Annotated in this window: 20 protein-coding genes; 17 read left to right on the forward strand and 3 right to left on the reverse strand. The window is 42.0% G+C overall.

Translation table 11 applies throughout. The features are described 5' to 3' along the window. Positions 1-6: 6 nt before the first annotated feature. The 3 genes from MKHDV_RS15200 to MKHDV_RS15210 are packed head-to-tail and all read right to left on the reverse strand — an operon-like array spanning position 7 to position 2,144. Positions 7-711, reverse strand: a complete 705-nt coding sequence (locus MKHDV_RS15200; RefSeq protein ID WP_160716770.1) for a PspA/IM30 family protein — start codon at positions 709-711, stop codon at positions 7-9. A gap of 16 nt (positions 712-727) precedes the next feature. Further along, entirely contained in the window at positions 728-1,126 is a 399-nt protein-coding gene (locus MKHDV_RS15205; RefSeq protein WP_174239248.1) for a YbjN domain-containing protein, read from the reverse strand. A 25-nt stretch (positions 1,127-1,151) separates the two neighbouring features. Continuing rightward, a complete protein-coding gene (locus tag MKHDV_RS15210; protein WP_256370013.1) occupies positions 1,152-2,144 on the reverse strand; it encodes a TrkA family potassium uptake protein in 993 nt (330 codons plus the stop codon). Positions 2,145-2,351: 207 nt separating this feature from the next. On the opposite strand from MKHDV_RS15210, the gene speD reads away from it, so the two are divergent. The 17 genes from speD to MKHDV_RS19280 form a co-directional block, all read left to right on the forward strand. Continuing rightward, the gene (speD, locus tag MKHDV_RS15215; protein WP_216846940.1) at positions 2,352-2,759 is read left to right on the forward strand and encodes an adenosylmethionine decarboxylase; all 408 of its coding nucleotides are present in this window, start codon (positions 2,352-2,354) and stop codon (positions 2,757-2,759) included. Between the two features lie 842 nt (positions 2,760-3,601). Then, complete coding sequence (locus MKHDV_RS15220) at positions 3,602-6,001, forward strand: ATP-binding protein (RefSeq protein ID WP_160716774.1); 2,400 nt, start codon at positions 3,602-3,604, stop codon at positions 5,999-6,001. A gap of 21 nt (positions 6,002-6,022) precedes the next feature. Beyond that, positions 6,023-7,210 (forward strand): hybrid sensor histidine kinase/response regulator, encoded by a 1,188-nt coding sequence (locus tag MKHDV_RS15225; RefSeq protein WP_160716776.1) that lies wholly within the window; start codon positions 6,023-6,025, stop codon positions 7,208-7,210. After that, complete coding sequence (locus MKHDV_RS15230; RefSeq protein ID WP_160716778.1) at positions 7,203-7,364, forward strand: hypothetical protein; 162 nt, start codon at positions 7,203-7,205, stop codon at positions 7,362-7,364. Before MKHDV_RS15225 ends, MKHDV_RS15230 begins: the two co-directional genes overlap by 8 nt. Before the next feature lie 407 nt (positions 7,365-7,771). Continuing rightward, positions 7,772-8,605 carry an AraC family transcriptional regulator gene (locus MKHDV_RS15235; protein ID WP_160716780.1) on the forward strand — a complete coding sequence of 278 codons (834 nt, stop codon included), beginning with the start codon at positions 7,772-7,774 and terminating at the stop codon, positions 8,603-8,605. Positions 8,606-8,615: 10 nt separating this feature from the next. Next, on the forward strand, positions 8,616-9,218 hold the full coding sequence (locus MKHDV_RS15240; protein WP_160716782.1) for a LysE family translocator: 603 nt from the start codon (positions 8,616-8,618) through the stop codon (positions 9,216-9,218). A 1,030-nt stretch (positions 9,219-10,248) separates the two neighbouring features. Beyond that, positions 10,249-10,869, forward strand: a complete 621-nt coding sequence (locus MKHDV_RS15245) for a hypothetical protein (protein WP_160716784.1) — start codon at positions 10,249-10,251, stop codon at positions 10,867-10,869. Between the two features lie 172 nt (positions 10,870-11,041). Beyond that, complete coding sequence (pseB, locus tag MKHDV_RS15250; protein ID WP_160716786.1) at positions 11,042-12,043, forward strand: UDP-N-acetylglucosamine 4,6-dehydratase (inverting); 1,002 nt, start codon at positions 11,042-11,044, stop codon at positions 12,041-12,043. A 5-nt stretch (positions 12,044-12,048) separates the two neighbouring features. After that, positions 12,049-12,588, forward strand: a complete 540-nt coding sequence (locus MKHDV_RS19270; protein ID WP_371416035.1) for a DegT/DnrJ/EryC1/StrS family aminotransferase — start codon at positions 12,049-12,051, stop codon at positions 12,586-12,588. 10 nt (positions 12,589-12,598) lie between these two features. Then, a complete protein-coding gene (locus MKHDV_RS19275) occupies positions 12,599-13,162 on the forward strand; it encodes a DegT/DnrJ/EryC1/StrS family aminotransferase (RefSeq protein ID WP_371416036.1) in 564 nt (187 codons plus the stop codon). 25 nt (positions 13,163-13,187) lie between these two features. Continuing rightward, entirely contained in the window at positions 13,188-14,075 is an 888-nt protein-coding gene (locus MKHDV_RS15260) for an aldo/keto reductase (protein WP_160716788.1), read from the forward strand. A 2-nt stretch (positions 14,076-14,077) separates the two neighbouring features. Beyond that, a complete protein-coding gene (locus MKHDV_RS15265; RefSeq protein ID WP_160716790.1) occupies positions 14,078-15,379 on the forward strand; it encodes an aminotransferase class III-fold pyridoxal phosphate-dependent enzyme in 1,302 nt (433 codons plus the stop codon). Positions 15,380-15,391: 12 nt separating this feature from the next. Next, on the forward strand, positions 15,392-16,084 hold the full coding sequence (pseF, locus tag MKHDV_RS15270) for a pseudaminic acid cytidylyltransferase (RefSeq protein WP_160716792.1): 693 nt from the start codon (positions 15,392-15,394) through the stop codon (positions 16,082-16,084). Further along, positions 16,081-17,514, forward strand: coding sequence for a UDP-2,4-diacetamido-2,4,6-trideoxy-beta-L-altropyranose hydrolase (gene pseG / locus MKHDV_RS15275; RefSeq protein ID WP_160716794.1), 1,434 nt, complete (start codon positions 16,081-16,083; stop codon positions 17,512-17,514). Before pseF ends, pseG begins: the two co-directional genes overlap by 4 nt. After that, a complete protein-coding gene (locus MKHDV_RS15280; protein ID WP_160716796.1) occupies positions 17,504-18,190 on the forward strand; it encodes a PIG-L deacetylase family protein in 687 nt (228 codons plus the stop codon). Before pseG ends, MKHDV_RS15280 begins: the two co-directional genes overlap by 11 nt. A gap of 17 nt (positions 18,191-18,207) precedes the next feature. Next, complete coding sequence (locus tag MKHDV_RS15285; RefSeq protein ID WP_160716798.1) at positions 18,208-18,864, forward strand: class I SAM-dependent methyltransferase; 657 nt, start codon at positions 18,208-18,210, stop codon at positions 18,862-18,864. 2 nt (positions 18,865-18,866) lie between these two features. Then, the coding region (locus MKHDV_RS19280; RefSeq protein WP_160716800.1) for a WbqC family protein at positions 18,867-19,015 on the forward strand (149 nt) is incomplete at its 3' end.

Genomic DNA, 19,015 nt, shown 5'->3' on the forward strand with positions numbered 1-19,015 from the left:
AAGGTTTTATCCAGCAATTCCCATTTTCGCTTTTAAGGCTGCAAGCTGTTCGGACTGCCCTGCAGAGGGTCCTTGTAAGGCTTTATCGAGCTCGTCATCAACGGAGGTCTCCATGCTTGCAACTTCGCCGTATGCTGTTGCCAGAGCCTCGTCCGCCTCGACTTTTGCTTTCATTTTTTCCAGCATAGCAACAGTGCCACTAGAATCAATCTGTGCAACTTGTTCGTTTATTCGCTTTGTAGCTGCTGCGGTTTTAGAGCGAGCTTTAAGTGTAGTTAGATCATTTTGGTATGATGTGATGGTGGATTTGATTTTATTCACATTGGCTTGCAGCTGAGCTGCAAGTTTCTCGTGATGATCTGCCTCACCTGCAAGGCGAACATATTCTGCTGCTTGCGTTTCTTTTTCATTTAATGCCGAAGTTGCAAGGCGTTCTGCTTCGGCAGGATCAAGCTCGCCATTCTGCATTTTTTGGAGTAGGAGCATGGCTTTTTTTTCATACTCTTGAGCCCGTTTTTGAGCAAATTCTGACTGCTTGCGTGTATTAATGGACATGCCTTTTACTTCGGCAAGGCCTGTCATCGCACTTTTCATGTCTTGCTGAAGATCTCTAATGCCCTGCTCTGTCATTTTGATTGGATCTTCGATTTTATCCATGGCAGCATGAGCTTCTGATTGAGTGAACTTAAACATGCGTTTAAAAATAGACATTTAAAATCTCCGTTCTCTAACTAGTTGAAGCAAAGCTAAGCAATTCTGAACCAAACTCGACAAGGCCAAGCTCTAAAGCTTTTATGGAGCCTTCAAGTTCATTTCGATCGAGATTTTCTAATTGGAGTGTGTCTCGAAAAATAACCTTTGTGCCATCAGAATCCAAAGTGAATGCACCATGGACAAGGTTGCGGTTCATTTGCAGCAGTCTTTTATACAAGAAGGTGTTTTCTTCAACGATAGGAAGAATCACTTGTTCAAGGATTAGAATTGGTGCTTCACAATCAATCACCATATGACAAATCCCTTTTTCTGCATCATTGATTACAACTAATTCATTATTTGTATCTTCAGATGTAATTGCAACGTCCATTTCATGAAGGAAGTTTTTTACCTTCTCAAAGTGCGACAGCATGGAGTCTCCTTTATTTTCAGAAAAATTAAGCCAGAGCATCTCTGCTCTCAGCAACGACAAGTAACATGTCACCTTGTTCGAGTAATAAATCTTCTTTAGGGTTTGTGATAACAGTATCGTCAGAACCCCTTTGAATACCGAGACAAATGACGTTGCGTGATTTTTTCATATCACAAAAAATATTAAAAAATTCTCTATTCACATATGAATCAGGTAGGGGAGTCTTATAGAAAACGTTGCCATACCTGTTACTCACTAATTCCGAGACCATACCTGTAATTCCATGGTCTAAAGCTGCCTGGGCAAGCAATTTGCTTCGGAAGTCGCTGACAACAACAACTTCGTTGGCGCCAGCTTGCAACGCATGGTTTACAGTTATAGAGTCTGCAAGTTCAGCACAAATGTACAAGTTAGGGCATGCTTTCTTAAGCAACAAAATATCCATGACAGTTTTTGCATCACGATAGCCAGATTCTACTGAGTCATCGGAAAGTAGAATTACGGTGCTTGCATTTTCGATATTGGCTTTTTTGATTGTATCATGATTCAAGCTCCCCTTTACAAAGTGGACTTGCTCTTCATATACAGGTGATTGTTCAATTTCTGCAAGAATAACGATGTCTGAATATTCCATTTTTGCATCAGCTTTTAACTCTTTAAGAATATTTGTTCCCTGGCTATTCCAACCACAAAGAACAATATGGTTATCCGTTAAAACATCGCGCATGCCTTTATGCTCCAAAATTTTATTTTCAACAAAAACACTTGCTACTGTTGCTGTGAATAAGCCAACTATTCCGATGCCAGTAAGCATTAACACAACACCGACAAGCTTTCCCCCTGTTGAAGCAGGAGAGATGTCGCCGTATCCTACAGTAGTCATTGTGACCACTGCCCACCATAAAGAATCAACAAAGTTCATTTCTTCTGTGATGGAAAATAAGCCCCCACCAATAGCAAGTAAAAAAAAAGCTGCAGTAGCTACAGTGTGAACTTTTTGCTCGTGTAGCTGTTGCAGTACTTTTTTTAGAAAAAAACGTTAGTGCTTTCAATTTTTCTTTCATGACTCACAACATATATTAGATATGTAAAAAAACTTTGTAAAACAGTATGTCTTGTTTTAAGCAATGTCAACGGACAGTTATGAAGCATTTTACTGGTGTCTATTGCATCTTTTTAGCAAAAAATATAGAAATACTTTTTACAATATTACCCCCAGAAGAAAATGATTGAAAAAGATGTTAATATAAATGCTTGCATGTCATGTGGCGTTCATTGGATAATAGAACTTAGTGGATGTGATTTCTCAACTTTAAATAATAAAAAAGTTATTGCATCAACACTTAATGCAGTATGTGCTGCTGGAGCCTTTACTAAATTAAATTCTGTTGAACACTCTTTTTCACCTCATGGTATTACTATGCTTTATCTTCTTTCTGAATCACATATTTCTATTCATACGTGGCCAGAACATGGATATGCGGCTATCGATGTATTTACATGCGGTACTCCGCCATCTGAAAAGCTTATAGTTGAAGCTCTTCAAGCCAACTTGAATCCGAAACACTATGATATTAAAAAATTACAAAGAGGGTTCGTAAGCTTCCCCGTCAAACAGGTAGTTCCTGCTTAGAGTCATAATCGATAGGTGATAATTAATCAGTAGCGGTAAGTCGGGCTTGTGAACCTTGTGGTCTTTTTTGTTATAAGGTGGCTTTTCATTAGTCGGCAATATCACGAGCATCTGAAAGATTGTTGAATAGGTACATGTTCAATAGTTCCGTATGGTAGGTTTTATCTAATCTTCTTTGTTGAACTTTCTATGTTGTATGTAAGTACCTTCATCTCAAAAAAATTAGTTCAAACCACAGATGACCTCATTTATGCTTAGTGATTAAAGACAAGACGGCTTCATGTTTGCTGGATGGCGTTAAAACTTCTTTTGATCAAATCCTCAAGAGCTTGGTTGTTAACTTCATACTAGCGCACAGTTTGTTGGAGTGAGAAAGCTCATTCCCCATGTATTTTCTCTGCTTCAAATTTGAAATATTTATGCCGCCATATTGTGATTTTCCGTTGTGATAAATGGCATCAGATATTCCATGGGCATTTAAATATCTTTGATTTTGCTGTTTGCTACCCTTTCTTTTAAAATTCCAATAATCTGATTTTCTGTAACTAATGTTTTCTTTATAGATATTTTCTGACTAGGTTGTGCTAAAAAATTATAGCTTGTCTTGCTTCTTTTTAGAGAAGCCTACGTCTGGGCTGGAAGTTTTTGCATGATCTTAGAATTGAAAAAATGAGCTGCCAAACAGCATAATAAAAAANCGGTTCTACCTGTCTGGTGGAGCCGTTTTTGCTATTCTATTTTGCAAAGAATGGAAGAGGCTTCGATTGTTATAATAATGTGATGACTGTGTGTATAACGTACACTGGCAGTAGCCTGAATCGTAGATTTTGAGGGGTAATGGAATGAAACGATGCCACCAACTCTCTGTTGCCTTGGTTTTGTTGGGTGTGATCTGGACCGCCTTCGTCATGCTGCCTTCATCGTTGTATGCGCAGGGTGAACCACGACATGTTCTGCTTTTGAATTCATATCACCAACGAATGACATGGGTGGAAAATCTGACTCGCGCTGTTGAGGATGTGTTGGAGCCTGATAAGAACAATTTGATACTCCATATTGATAATATGGATACCAAAATGGTGTTCTCGCCAGCATATTTTCTTGCTTACAAAAAGATGCTTGCAGAGCGCTATAAAGGTATTTCTTTTAGTGTGATTATTTCTTCAGACAACTATGCTTTCGACTTCCTGCGCTACCATCGTGATGATTTATGGCCGAATATTCCCGTTGTTTTTTGTGGTGTAGCTGATTTGAAGCCATACATGCTTAAGAATGTTTCACTTTTTACCGGAACTGAAGAAACTCCTTCGCCCCGTGCCACCGTGGAGCAAATGCTCCGTAACCATCCTCATATCAAGAAAATATTCGTGATTAATGATTACCTGAAGACAGGTAAAAGTTGGAGGCGGTACATTCTGAAAGAACTCAGAGGTCTTGAAGGGCGTGTGGACTTTGAACATAACATAGAAGAACCAGTTGGCCGTTTGCGCCAAAGACTGCTTTCACTGGGAAAAGACACCGCGGTTTTGCTCGGGGTCTATTTCAGGGACAGCGAGGGACGGCAGTTCTATACATATGAAAGCATCGGTGAACTTCTTACGGCAGATATGCCGGTTCCGGTATATTGTCTTTTAGGGTTCAATTTGCGCAAGGGCGTTATCGGGGGAGATGTAATCAGCGGGTATTTTCAGGGAAAGTCGGCTGCCCAGATGGCAAAGCGTATTTTGGCGGGAACAGATATTAACAGTATTCCCATTGTTCGCACTGGCGCAAACAAGTTTATGTTTCGTTATCCAGAATTGCAGCGTTGGAATATTGCTGAGGACTCTTTGCCTAAGGGAAGCATCATCTTGGATCGTCCCGCTTCTTTTTTTGAGATGTACCGAGAATATATTATTATAATCGAAATCATAATTGGTGTTCTTTTTCTTATTGTTCTTCTTCAGATGATACATATTGCACGGCGAAGAGTTGTTGAAAAGGCATTGCGTAAAAGCCGTAGACGGTTCGCTGTGCTGTTGAAAAATATGCCCGGGATGGCATACAGAAGTGTGTTTGGTTCCGATTGGCTTATGCGTTTTGTAAGTGAAGGAAGCAAGGATCTTGTGGAATATTCTCCTGACGAGTTGCTGGAGGGTGGAGTTGTTTCCTTCTCGTCGCTTATTGCTTCTGAAGACAGAAAAAATGCTAGAAGGATTATTGATGCACAGCTTGAGCACGGTAATAGTTTTACTGTTGAATATCGACTGCATTCTTCATCCGGTGAAGTGCGCCACGTATTAGAACGAGGACGGTATGTGCAGGAGGCAGAAGAAGAGGCGATGCTTGAGGGATTCATAACCGATGTTACAGATCTTAAAAAGTCACAGGCTGAGCTGGCCGCGCTAAACCAGGAGCTGGAGGATCGGGTGCGGCGACGTACGGCAGAGTTGGAAAAGTCTTTGAAGGATTTGCAAAACGCACAGCAACAATTGGTTGAAGCGGAAAAACTGGCGTCGCTTGGTGGGTTGGTTGCCGGCGTTGCTCATGAAATTAATACGCCGTTAGGTATCGGCCTAACAAGTGCGACCTACCTGCAGGAACGCCTTACAAAGCTTGAAGGAGAGTACAAGGCTGGGAGCTTTAAACGTTCAACGCTTGAACAATTTATGCATGTTGCCGATGAGGGCTTGGCCGCTACTGTCAGCAATTTGCGTCGGGCTGCCAACTTGGTGCAGAGCTTTAAGCAGGTCGCTGTGGATCAGACTTCTGAAGTGCTGCGTGAGTTCGAATTGTACGGCTATCTGGGTGAGGTGCTGACAAGCTTGCGCCCACGTTGGAAGCGTTCAACGCATACTGTTGAGTTGCATGCCGAAGGAGATGCCAAGGGAACGATTGTTAAGACATATCCCGGGGTGATTATGCAAGTCATGTCGAATTTGATAAGCAACTCGTTGGTGCATGGTTTTGAGGGAATGCAGAATGGCGTTGTGGAAATTGTGTTGAGGCGTACAAATGGAGACATAAGCATTGATTATCGGGATAATGGAAAAGGCATGACGCCGGAGCAGATACAGCGGGTTTTTGAGCCATTCTTTACGACAAAAATGGGCAGTGGTGGTTCTGGGCTCGGCATGCATATTGTGTGGAATCTTGTAACACGTAAGCTCGGTGGAGTTATCGAATGTCACAGTGAACTCGGACAGGGTGCCAGATTTGTTATCACGTTTCCAATATTACCTGAGCAGGAAACTGAGAGTTAAACCTGAAAAGGGGGATGGCCTGTGGTAGTCGATGAAGATCTGTTATTTGCTGATGAGGAAGATTTTGAACCAGCGATTCGTGAACCGCAGCGGTGGCGAATACTTATTGTGGATGATGAGGAGGAGATTCATGCCGTTACCCGTCTGGTTCTTAACGATTTTACATTCGAAGGGCGCGGACTTGATTTGATCAGTGCCTATAGCGGCAAGGAGTCTATAGAGTTGTTGCGGGATACAGAAGATATTGCCGTGGTGCTTTTAGATGTCGTGATGGAAGATAACCATGCCGGTTTGGATGTCGCAAGGCGTATCCGCGAGGAGTTAAACAACCCCTTTACCCGTATTATCTTGCGCACGGGGCAGCCGGGACAGGCTCCTGAGAATAAAGTTATTTCAGAACTTGATATCAATGACTACAAGCAAAAAACAGAACTCACAGCGCAGAAGTTGTTTGTCACAGTTACCACTGCATTGCGTTCTTTCCGAGATTTAAAGACGATTGATACAAATCGTCAGCGTTTATTACAACTGGCAATGTCTGTTGCTCATCAGATTCGTAACAGGACCATGAGTATCGCCGGGTTTGCGAATATTGCCGTCAGAGAACTTATGGCTGGAGAAGATGTTGTTCCTCAGCTGGATACTATTCGAGTAGAAGCCGCCCGTCTGGAAGCGCTTGTGTCGTCCGTCTCCGACTTTGCTTCACTCTCGCGTGGAGTGAAAGAACATGTGTTGCTGAAAACGGCTGTAGACGAAGCATATGCTGCAACAGAAAAGGAGCTTGCATCTAAGGACATCAGCTTTGCAGACGTTGCAACAGTGAGTGTTGATGTTGATGATCTGACGATTGAGGCAGACAGGAGACTTGTTGTCCGCATGTTGGAAGAGTTGTTGATGAATGCTGTTGTGTTTAGAAAAGAAGATTGCCGCATAGCAATTACTGCTGAGCCTCTTAAAGAGGGGTGTCTCTTTAAAATCGAGGATAATGGCGTAGGGATAAGCTCTGAGATTGTAAGCTATATTTTTGATCCATTTTTTTCTTCTCTTTCTGATGGTGTGGGCATGGGGCTTTGTACGGTCAGGAAAATCGTGGAAGAACATGGTTGGGAAATATCAGTCAGTAGCTCTGAAGGTCAGGGGAGTACTTTTGAGATAGTGATACCGGTTTGTGTCGATAGCGAACCTAACGAAGAGGGCGAGGATGCCTAATCTTTCTGAACAGCGGGTGATTGATGTTGCCATCTTTGTGGAACAGTTGTGGTTATGCGACAGCTCTGTCTGCTGGTTAGGTAGAAGAGAAGATTTTTTTAAGTGGCGGTTGCAAACTGTTGGTGATTGGGAAAAGCTTTTGCTGTTTGCTTGATTCTTGGTTTGTATGCTCAATGTCGTGTTCGCCAAAGATAAAAAGGATACCTGTCGAGGGCATTTCTTGTGTTATCTGGAGCATGCGGCGTGAATTGAATATGTAAGACTGCGGATTGTAAATCAGTAGGGATTCGGTTCAATTCAGATTGGTGGATTTGTATATTTTTAAGGGCTTACGGCATGCCAGCAGGTGTGGTGCAAGTCTTTTTTTGCGTTCTGTCCCTGTCTTCTCCTTTTCCTGTCCTCCAAGTTTCCATGATAGGTGATTCACTATGATCAGCCCAATGTGAGTTGATAGTACTTTGCGGTCCTCTGTGTTATCGGCAAGGTAGTTAATTGAGCAATTTTGTCCAAGATTTTGCCTAATAGATTGTTTAGTCTTTAGGACAAGGCAAAGGATTGAGAATGTCAGCAAAGCAGAAGAATAAATTTCAGTTTTTGAGTGCAGATAAGTGTGCAGGAGTGATGCTGCTAAAAGCAGTTATGACTGATTTCTCATATGGAAAGCATGCACATGAGGAGTTTGCAATCGGGGCTCCCTTAAATGGCATTCAAGAATTTTCATGTAACGGGCAACAGCTTAGAGCATTCCCCGGGAGTGTTATCTTATTTAATCCGGAAGAAGTACATAATGGAAACCCTGCTGAGAATCTGACGTTGCGCTATCAGATGTTGTATTTTGACCCCAGCGAGTTTTATCCGCTTCTGGATTGTGCTGCCACGAAAAATGATAATGCTTTTCGAAGTGAAGAGAATCTTTTTGTTGATCAGGTCTTGCATTCGTTTGTTATGGAGATGTCAAAGCATGTCAGCGAAGCAAAAAACTCTTCACTTGAGTATGAATGGTTCCTTTACCAGTTTGCGAGACGTCTCAGTCAAAGGATGGGGATGTTTCAGCCGGATGCGTGGCGCGATAAAAAAGATAGCCTGTTAGTAAGGGCTAAGGAGTATATTTGCGATAATATTAAACAGGATATGTCGATTGATGACCTCAGTAGCGAGGTACATATGTCCAAATATCATTTTATCCGCCTGTTCCGGAGCCAGTTCGGTTTGCCTCCGCATAAGTTCATACTGAACTATAAAATAAATCTGGTGCGAAAGTCTCTTGAGCTTGGATTGTCTCCTACGGATGTAGCGATGGAGTATGGCTTTTTTGATGTAAGCCATATGACGCGCCATTTTAAAAAATCGTACGGGGTATCTCCAAGGCAATACCAAAAACAAATAGAAGGATAATGGCAACGACATGTTAGGGATAATTTTTTATGCGATTGGAGTAATGTATACTCCAGGTCCTGTTAACATTCTTAGTTTAACTAACGGAATGCAGAGAGCTTCTTATAAGCATGTCCCGTTTTCCTTAGGCGTCGCAACAGCTTTGTGTTTCTGGTTTCTCTTGATTGGATACACCGGAAGTGCATTAATAAGCGAAAAGGAGTTGCCTATTATTGCTGGAGTGGGCGTTTGTTTTATTTTTTATCTTACGTATCAGATACTGTCTTCTTCAGGCAGCGCATTTGATAAAGACAGCGCGGCAGTTAATCTTACCTATAAAGAAGGATTACTGATGCAGTTGTTAAACCCCAAATGCATGTTGGTTGTGTTGCCAATAGCGACAGTGCATTTTCCTGCTGTTGGTATCGAAGGGGGGGGGATTGTCGTATGGTCTGTTTTGCTTGGTTGTCTTGGCTTTGGAGCACCATTTCTTTATTCAGTATTTGGTTCGTTACTTTCTAAAAGTGTAATAAAGACATCTTACCTTACATATGTAAACTACCTCATGGGTGCTATGTTGTTCTTTGTTGCAGTTGATATGGCATATCAGCATATTTATTTGGAATTGATTTAAAAGAAGTCGTATATCTAGAAATTCTCCTTCCATAGCCTTTTTCTATGCTTTGCCCACCGCACCTATTAATTCTTTGGTAACATTTCCTATTTCGCTCGAGCATGCACAGAAGTGTTATAATCTGAATTTTGAATTCTTCTGACAGTGTTCGCTACTTTCCGTATCTTTTTGAAATTATGAGTTTATAGCTTAAAAAAAATGTAGATTAGAAATTATTGATGTCTATGTTTAGATAAAAAAGGGACTTACGTTAAAACGTAAGTCCCTTTTTTTGTTTTTGGAGTTTTATTCTGTTTTCCGATGTGTCGAACGTAAAGGCGAGTGCATGATGAATTTGCACATGGACTAACCTCATGTTTTAAATGAATAAAAATTGTTTTCGTAAGACTCTATATGCTTTTCTCAAGTTCTTGTTTGTTTTTATGACAGAGCTTTAGCTCAAGTATAATTTTATCATATACAGTCCAACTTATTGAGCTATTATGTGTCCAAAATCTCCCATTTGTTTTTTTAACAATGTGTAGCTCAAAGTACATTTAGGCAGTCTTTTTCTTACTTATCATGATCTATCCGCTGGGAGTAAGTTTTGATCAGCACTGTTTTGATCAGCACTGATGAATTGTGAAAGCATGATGTTTGTGAGTATTTCACTACAAAAAGAAAAATATTTTTATATTATCATTGTATAATAATGAGAACTGAAAATAGATGATAGCAACCAGTAGTATTAAGAACATGTTTTTATTCTTAATAAAGTAATAAGTATGATTACATAGTGCAAATTTTTTTACCTTGAAGTTAAATTTAATTTTAATCTTCTTAATAAAATAATTAATACGTGTTTTTAATATCTATGATGATTTATTTTTTACAATAAAAACAAATTCAGTGAGTTCATGAGTAAAAAAAAATGAAAAGTAAAGTAAAAAATGAGAGTAAAAATGAAAGATACAATAGAAAAAAAAATTGAATATTAAAGAGATTGTGCAGCGTATATGGAACAAGAAAAATATTTATTATAGCAACTGTAATGATAAGTACAATGTGTGCTGGAGGTGTTGCGTACAAGGTACTTGTCCCTAAATACTATTCTGAAGTAGCGATTAAAGTCGGTATTCCTCAGAATTCAGAACGTCAGGCGGATCTAGCTTCATACCGTTTCAATCAGATGGCCGAGTACTGTAATACCATTCCTGATGTCTCGTTGAACGCGGATGGAGAAACAGTCTTTATTACATGGACATCGACGTCTCCTGAGTCAGCTAAAAAAATGGCAGATGCTGGAGTCAAAGGTTTGCAGGAGTATGTTCGGAGCGAAAAAAATAATCCATTAATACAGCATCGCAAAGCAATTGAAGAGCAACTGGCAACATTAAAAACAGCTATTAATGTACTGGAAGCGAAGGTTCTTCATTCACAGAGTAAGTCTAAAGAATCTCAATATGAGCTTGATGCGCTATATACAATGTATAAGGCCGCAAGCAAGCAACTTGTAAGTGCCCGTATTGATGAAGTCGGCTCAACTATTTCATTGCACGTGCTTTCTGCTCCTGAATTAGGGCATCAACCTTTAAAGACGAAAAAAGAGTTTATTGTGGGGGCAAGTGCTATTGTGTCCGGAGTCCTTGCAGTGCTGATGGTATTGCTGTGATCTGTCGTTAAAATAGTGACTTATTTGTTTTGATCTAATCAATGTAATTTGAAGTTGTATTATGCTGGAGTCACAGATGGGGAGCTGATGTTTTTTTATGGGTGAGTTGGATTCGTATTGATGTAATTTTTTTATTTTTAGTCATATGAACATTCAAGAAAAGTGGTGATTCATGTTTAATAATAAATCGATCTTAATTACAGGCGGAACCGGTTCATTTGGGAAAAAATATACCAAAACGATTTTAGAACGCTACAAGCCGAGAAGGCTCATTATTTTTTCTCGTGATGAATTGAAGCAGTTTGAAATGCAGCAGAATTTTAACGATCCATGTATGCGCTATTTTATTGGCGACGTACGTGATGGCGAGCGCCTGATGCAGGCAATGAATGGAGTTGATTACGTTATTCATGCTGCAGCGTTAAAGCAGGTACCAGCAGCAGAGTATAACCCCATGGAGTGTATCAAAACAAACGTTTACGGGGCAGAGAATGTAATTAAAGCCGCAATTGCTAATAACGTTAGAAAAGTCATTGCCCTTTCAACGGATAAGGCTGCGAACCCTATCAACCTTTATGGCGCGACAAAGCTTGCTTCAGACAAACTTTTTGTAGCGGCTAATAATAGTGCTGGCGGAAAAGATACACGATTTGCTGTTGTTCGTTACGGCAACGTCGTGGGGTCTCGTGGTTCAGTAGTACCTTTCTTCAAAAAACTGCTCGAAGACGGTGCAACGCATATTCCAGTAACGCATGAAGGTATGACTCGCTTTTGGATTACCTTGCAACAAGGCGTTGATTTTGTATTGAAAAATTTTGAACGGATGCAAGGCGGTGAGATTTTTGTCCCTAAAATTCCATCAGTAAGAATTATGGATTTAGCAGAGGCATACGGCAAAGGTACGCCTGTTAAAATAGTAGGGATCCGCCCGGGTGAAAAGCTACATGAAATTATGTGTCCGGCTGATGATTCGCATTTAACACTTGAGTTTAATGACCATTACGTCATTCGCCCATCAATTGTATTTTATGCAATCGAGTGTGACTACACATGTAACCCACTTGGAGAACATGGAGCGCCTGTACCACAAGGGGATGCTTATCATTCTGGTACAAATCCTGAGTTTTTGTCAGTTGAGAGAATTCTCGACTTTGACCAGTACGCTGAAGAGTAATCCAAATGGAAAATGCAGCGTTTTTACCCTATGGCAGACAGCTTATTGATGACGACGATATTCAGGCTGTAATCTCTGTGCTTCAGTCAGACTGGCTTACAACAGGCCCCCAAGTTGCGCAGTTTGAGCAGGCTATCTGTGAATATACCGGTGCAATGTATGGCGTGGCTGTTAACAGCGGAACTGCCGCATTGCATGCCTCATTACATGCTTTAGGGATAGCAGCAGGTGATGAGGTAGTCGTTCCGGCTATCACCTTTGCTGCTACATCTAACAGCGTATTGTATTGTGGTGCAAAACCGGTATTTGCAGATGTTTTTACCGATACGTTGTTGATTGATGTTGAGTCCATCGAAGCAAATATCACCTCAAAGACGAAGGCAATTATCGCTGTCGATTATGCAGGGCATCCTTGTGATTGGGATGCGTTAAGAGCTATCGCCCAAAAGCATAATCTCAGTCTTGTTGCTGACTCCTGCCACGCGATCGGCGCAGAATACAAAGGCCAAAAAAATTGGTACATTAGCGGACATAACTGTTTTTAGTTTTCATCCGGTGAAACATATCACTACCGGCGAAGGCGGGATGGCAGTTACTAACGACACGGTATTAGCCGAAAAAATGCGTGCGTTTCGCAGCCATGGAATAGCAGTAGATACTCATCAAAGAGATAAAGATAACGCATGGTTTTATGAAATGACGGAGCTTGGCTTCAATTATCGCCTTACCGACATTCAGTGTGCATTAGGATTTTCCCAGTTAGAAAAGTTGGATAAGTGGCTTGTAAAGCGGAATGAGCTTGCACAACTTTATTCTCCCAAGCTGGAGAATGGATGTGCGACTCCGCTAACATGCTCTGATGATGTAACCAATGCATATCATTTATATGTGGTGCGCACTAAATGCCGAGATGAGCTTTTCCTCAAGATGAGGGAAGGTAATATTGGCGTCAATGTGCACTATATTCCTGTCTATTTACATCCATACTACCAATCTCTCGGATATTCCAAAGGCATCTGCCCTAACGCAGAAAAGGCTTATGCAGAAATCATGAGTTTGCCAATGTGGGTAGGGATGCACGAATCGGATATCGATAGAGTGGTTAGGTTCTTCGATTAAAAATCGTAACATTAGTGAGCATACTATGCTGAGTAGGCTTGTTTTAGGGACAGTTCAGTTAGGGCTTGATTATGGTATAGCCAATACTTCAGGAAAGCCGTCGCAAAATATAGCAAATTCAATTGTCGCCACTAGTTATGGTGGTGGGATTCGATGCTTTGATACAGCTTTGGCATATGGTGAAAGTGAGACTGTGTTAGGTCGAGCTTTGAAGGAAGGAGGCATTGGAGATGCTAAAATTATTTCCAAGTGTTCTCCTGAATTATCAGAAAATGCCGGGGACGAGTTGTTACGTGATGTTGAAAGCTCTTTAGATCGCTTAGGAGTGAAATCACTTTATTGCTTGATGCTGCATGATGAAGATCACTTGGATCTACTTCATGGAGAAATCGGCGATGCATTGCAGCAATTAGTAGACCAGAGGAAAGTAAAACGAATTGGTATCTCTGTGTACACGCCTGAACGTGCATTGGAAGCGCTTGAATATTCTATAATTAATGTGCTTCAAGTCCCTGCATCACTTTTTGACAGACGTTTTGAATCGGCTGGTTTTTTCTTCAAAGCTAAGACTTTGGGAAAAGAAATTCATATTCGCAGCACTTTACTCCAAGGTGTGTTGTGCATGGAGCCAGAAAAATTACCTCCGTTTTTGCAGGAACTCAGCCCGTCTTTAACTGAGTTTCGTTCAGTTTGTTTCGAGAGAGAGATTACGCCCGCGGCAGCAGCATTGGCCTGGTGTTTGACATCATATCCGGATGCTTCTGTTCTATTTGGAGCAGAGACAAAGCGGCAGGTTTTGGAAAATCTCGAAGCTGTCCCGTTGGCAAATGAAGATTTTTTGATGGAAAAACTGACTGCTATTCTTCCACCTCAAAAGGAACAAGTGCTCAGTCCGTTATATTGGAGCAGATAAGAATGTCACTATCTATAAGTACACAAGAAAGAGCGAAGATATTTATTCCCGGAATTACTCAGTTGTTATCTAAAAATCCGACCCGTTTTAGTGAGGGCATCTGGCCATCGTACTTTTCAAAGGCAAAGGGTGCATATGTCTGGGATTTAGATGGGGAAAAATATCTTGATATGTCGATTTCGGGCATTGGGGCGTGCATTCTTGGATATGCAGATGAAGATGTAGATGCTGCCGTGTGCGACGCAATACATAAGGGTGTTGCCTCAAGCTTGAATTGTGCAGAAGAAGTCGATTTGGCTGAAGAATTATGCACACTTCACCCTTGGGCAGAACAGGTTCGCTTTACCCGTTCTGGAGGAGAAGCAATGGCTGTCGCTGTGAGGCTTGCCAGAGCTAAAACTGATAAGAGTGTTGTGTTGTTTTGCGGGTATCACGGATGGCACGACTGGTATCTTTCCGCAAATATTGCGAACGAAAGTGCATTAGATAATCACTTGATTGCCGGTCTTTCCCCGCAGGGGGCACCACGAGAATTATGCGGAACTGCTTTCCCGTTTGCATATAATGATACGGCTGAACTGGAACGACTTGCCGAAGAGCATAAAGACAATCTTGCAGCTATTGTAACAGAACCAATTCGAAATTTTGAACCTACCGAAGCGTTTCTTTCATCTTTGCGCAGCACTGCAGACAAGTATGATGTGCCGCTTATCGTTGACGAGATCTCTGCAGGTTTACGCTATAACACAGGTGGAGCGCATCTGACGTTTCCCGGTTTTGAGCCAGATATTGCTGTGTTCTCAAAAGGCTTGGGCAATGGGTACGCCATTGCGGCAGTGATTGGTAAAGAACGTGTTATGCGCGCTGCTGAGTACTCTTTTATCAGCTCTACCAATTGGACTGAAAGAATAGGGCCGGTCGCGGCTCTTGCAACATTGAAGAAGCATCGTGAACTGAATGCAGGTGATCGTTTAGTCGCACTGGGAACGGCTGTTCAGGAAGGGTGGGCACGATTGGCACGAAAGTATGGATTAGACATTCATGTTGGTGGAATGAAGCCAATGGGGCACTTCTCTTTCGAGGAAGAAGAGGCCGTAAAAAATGCATACTATATTCAGTTGATGCTTGAGCAAGGTTTCTTAGCAGGTGAAAGTTATTACGCGATGTATGCTCATACTTTTGAACAGGTAGAGCAGTATCTTGATGCTACTGATGTCGCGTTTTCAGCAATCGCAAACACGAAAGATATTATGTCTAAGCTTGTCGGGAAGCCTACGGTTTCTGGTTTTGGCAGGATAGCATAGGGAGAAGGGCATATGAGCATAGCTGTAATACCTGCTCGAGGCGGGAGTAAGCGAATCCCCAGAAAGAATATTCGATCTTTTTGTGGCAAGCCGATTATAGCCTATTCAATTGATGTTGCTTTACGTTCCGGACTATTTTCTTCCGTGATAGTTTCAACGGATGATGAAGAAATCGCAGACGTGGCGAGATCATTTGGAGCGGATGTTCCTTTTATGCGACCAGCACAGTTAGCAGATGATTTTACAGGAACAGGTGCGGTACTCATGCATGCATTAACGCATTTTCAGGAACAAGGACAAAAGGTTGATGCTATCTGTTGTATTTATGCGACGTCTCCATTCACAATAGTTGAGGATCTTACTCGTGGGCATGATGCGTTAGAAACTGCCCCTGCTGCGTTTACTGTGACGAATTTTGCGGCTCCCCCATTTTGGGCTTTGAAGCAGGATGACCAAGGCCGGATGGCAATGCTTGAACCTGAGTATCTGGATGTCAGGTCGCAAGATCTTCCTGAATTGTTTCACGATACAGGGCAAATATATTGGGGAACCAGTGAGTTTTTCTTAAACGGGAATGACATTCAGGCAGGACGTGCTGTGGGGATTCAAATTCCGCGCTATCGAACTCAGGATATCGATAACATGGATGATTGGGCTAGGGCTGAAATTATGTATCGAGTTCTAAAAGGGGCAGGACAGTTATGAGTGAACTTATTGTTATACGTGCTGATGCTACCCCCAGCATGGGTACAGGACATGTGATGCGTTGTTTAGCCTTGGTGCAGGCATGGGAAAGAATAGGACGTAAAGCTGTCTTTGTTGGGCATATTACAGTTCCTTGGGTTCGGGAGCGCCTAAGTAAAGAAGGTGTTTCTGTTAACTATCTGGAAGGTGATGTAGCGCCGGAGCAAGATGTTTCTGTTCTTCTAGATGAAGTGTCCGGCTATGATGCGAGCTGGGTCGTGCTGGACGGCTATCATTTTTCGCTTGAATGCCAGAAGGCCGTGAAAAATGCAGGCCATCGTCTGCTGGTTATAGATGATTATAACCATCTGCCTGAATATTGTTGCGACATTCTGCTTAATCAAAATATTAACGCGCCAACCATCCAATACCGTGGTGAGATTGGCACTCGTCTGCTCGGTTCTGATTATGTGCTATTGCGGCAGGATATCATTAAAGCACGACATTTATCTAAAGAATGCACTCCTTCTCCGCAAATAAAAAACATACTTCTTACCCTTGGTGGAGGAGATGAGTCGCATACTTTTGACCAGCTCAAGCAGGTACTTCATTCAGCGGAAATGAAAGGGCGCACCTTACGTGTCATCGCCGGTAGTGTTGCAGTAGAAAAATGGAATGAACTGCTGGCAGATTCTCCTGCAACTGTCGAAATAATACAACAGGCACATGACATGTCTCGACATATGCTGTGGGCAGATTTTTGTATTACTGCTGGTGGCTCAACATGCTGGGAATTAGGTGCTCTTAAAGTTCCATTTGTCGTATTCGAAGTTCCGGAGAATCAGAAGGAAATTGCACAATATTTTAAAAACTCTTCGAGAGGGTTAGGGCAGCTTCGGGAAATTATTAGCGGAGAAATTGTTCCGGAGTCTATAGAGATTCCTGTTGACGGTAGTGGTCTGGTGGCAGGAAGCATGCTCCTTTTTCCGTTCTCGATAATGCCGGTAAAGAGTGAACATGCTGAAGAGATATATCCTATCGTCGCAGCTAAAGAAACTCGAAGAAAATTTTTCTCAACTTCTACGTTTTCGTTGGAGCATCATCTTGCATGGTTTGAGGAACGACTAAAGAAAGACGAACCGTTTTATGTTGTAATGAAGGATCAGTCAGTCGCAGGATTTGTTCGCTTCGACAAGGATGGAGCTGATTATGTCGCAAGCATCGCATTAGCAAAGAACGCTCGAGGCGGTGGTAGGGGACATAACGCGTCCATGAGTACAACGGAATGCTTTTTTATGAGAAATCCAGACGCTAAGTTGAGGGCGTATATTAAAAAAACGAATCCCGTTGCAATACAACTTGTTTTAAGTACTGGCTTTTATCTTGAAGGTGATGTCGAGGGTGACAGCACAACAAGCTCTTTTTATAGGTTGAATGGCTATGCTAAGTAATTCCCAAAAAATGTTTGTTGTTGCAGCACATCCCGACGATGAAGTTTTGGGTTGCGGCGGAACTATTGCAAAAGCAGTTGCAGCAGGAATGGACGTTTCTGTTTTGTTGCTGGGAGAAGGGCCAACATCCCGTCAAGATTCTTCATCGGTTTCAGAGCGGACTCATGCCACTGATTCTGCTCAAATTGCCGCACAAATGTTGGGAGTTGCAAACATATATTATGGAGCTCTTCCTGATAACAAGTTTGATACGGTTCCGCTTTTGGACGTCATAAAAATTATAGAAAAACATGCTGAAAACGTTCAACCGGATTTGGTGATCACACATCACAGTGGTGATCTGAATATTGATCATTCCATAACACACCGTGCTGTAATGACAGCGTTTCGCCCTCTTCCAGAAACGAAGCAGGTGGCACTTTTGGGTTTTGAAGTACTTTCCAGCACTGAATATGCAACGCCTAATGCGATGCCAACTTTTGTCCCGAATTTTTACGTAAACATTTCTAAATTTCTTTCTGAGAAGTTTAGCGCCCTGGAAGCGTACCGATCGGAGATGCGGGAATTTCCCCATCCCCGCAGTTTTGAAGCTGTAGAGCATCTTGCTCGGTTACGTGGTGCACACAGTGGGTGTAATGCTGCAGAGGCCTTTGTATTGTACAGAGCGCTATTTTAATTTTTTAGGAGCTAATTATGAGCGAAGCTTTTGATCCAGCGTGGGAGGCCATATACCAGAATGGCCATAATCAAAACTACCCGTGGGATTCTGTAATAACATTCTATTTTCAGTATAGATCATTCTTTGGTGCTGCTCCGAGGGTTCTTGAAGTCGGATGCGGAACTGGAAGTAATATTAGAGCGCTAGCAGGAGAGGGAGCCGTTGTGACGGGTGTCGATGGTTCTGTGACTGCAATTACTGATGCAAAAAAGCGTTTTGAGCAGGCTGGAGTCAACGGTGATTTGTTGGTGAAGGATTTTACTCAAATTACTTACCCTCCTGATTCCTTTGATATGGCGATTGATAGAGGCTCTATTTATTGCTGTTCAAGGGAAGATGCCCGAAAGGTTGTGCAGTTAATAGCGGATTCTATGGTTCAGGGGGGAGTTTTCTTCATGCAGATGTATAGCAAGAAACATTCGTATTATACATCTACTCAAAATGGTCTGAATGAAGAAAGTATAGAGCCGTTAATTGTGGCAGGTGGATGTGGAACATTTTATTCCGAGGAAGAACTTCGTTCTCTTTTCTCTGATGAGTGGGAGTTCGTGGAGTTTGATGAGGTAGTAAAAACGAGCCTTTTTGATAAGTTTGTTCATTCAGCGTTTAACGTCGTAGCTAAGAAAAAATAGCCATGCGAATAATCATCTCTCAACCACGATATCTGCCTGTAATGAGCTACCTACAAAGGTTATACCACGCCGATTTGTTTGTGTTGCTGGATAGTGTGCAGCGGCAAGGGCGGGGATGGGAAAATAGAAACAAGCTGCTTGTGCCTGATTC

Origin of the sequence: Halodesulfovibrio sp. MK-HDV (genome assembly GCF_009914765.1) — a bacterium.
In the GTDB taxonomy this organism is placed as follows: Bacteria; Desulfobacterota; Desulfovibrionia; order Desulfovibrionales; family Desulfovibrionaceae; genus Halodesulfovibrio.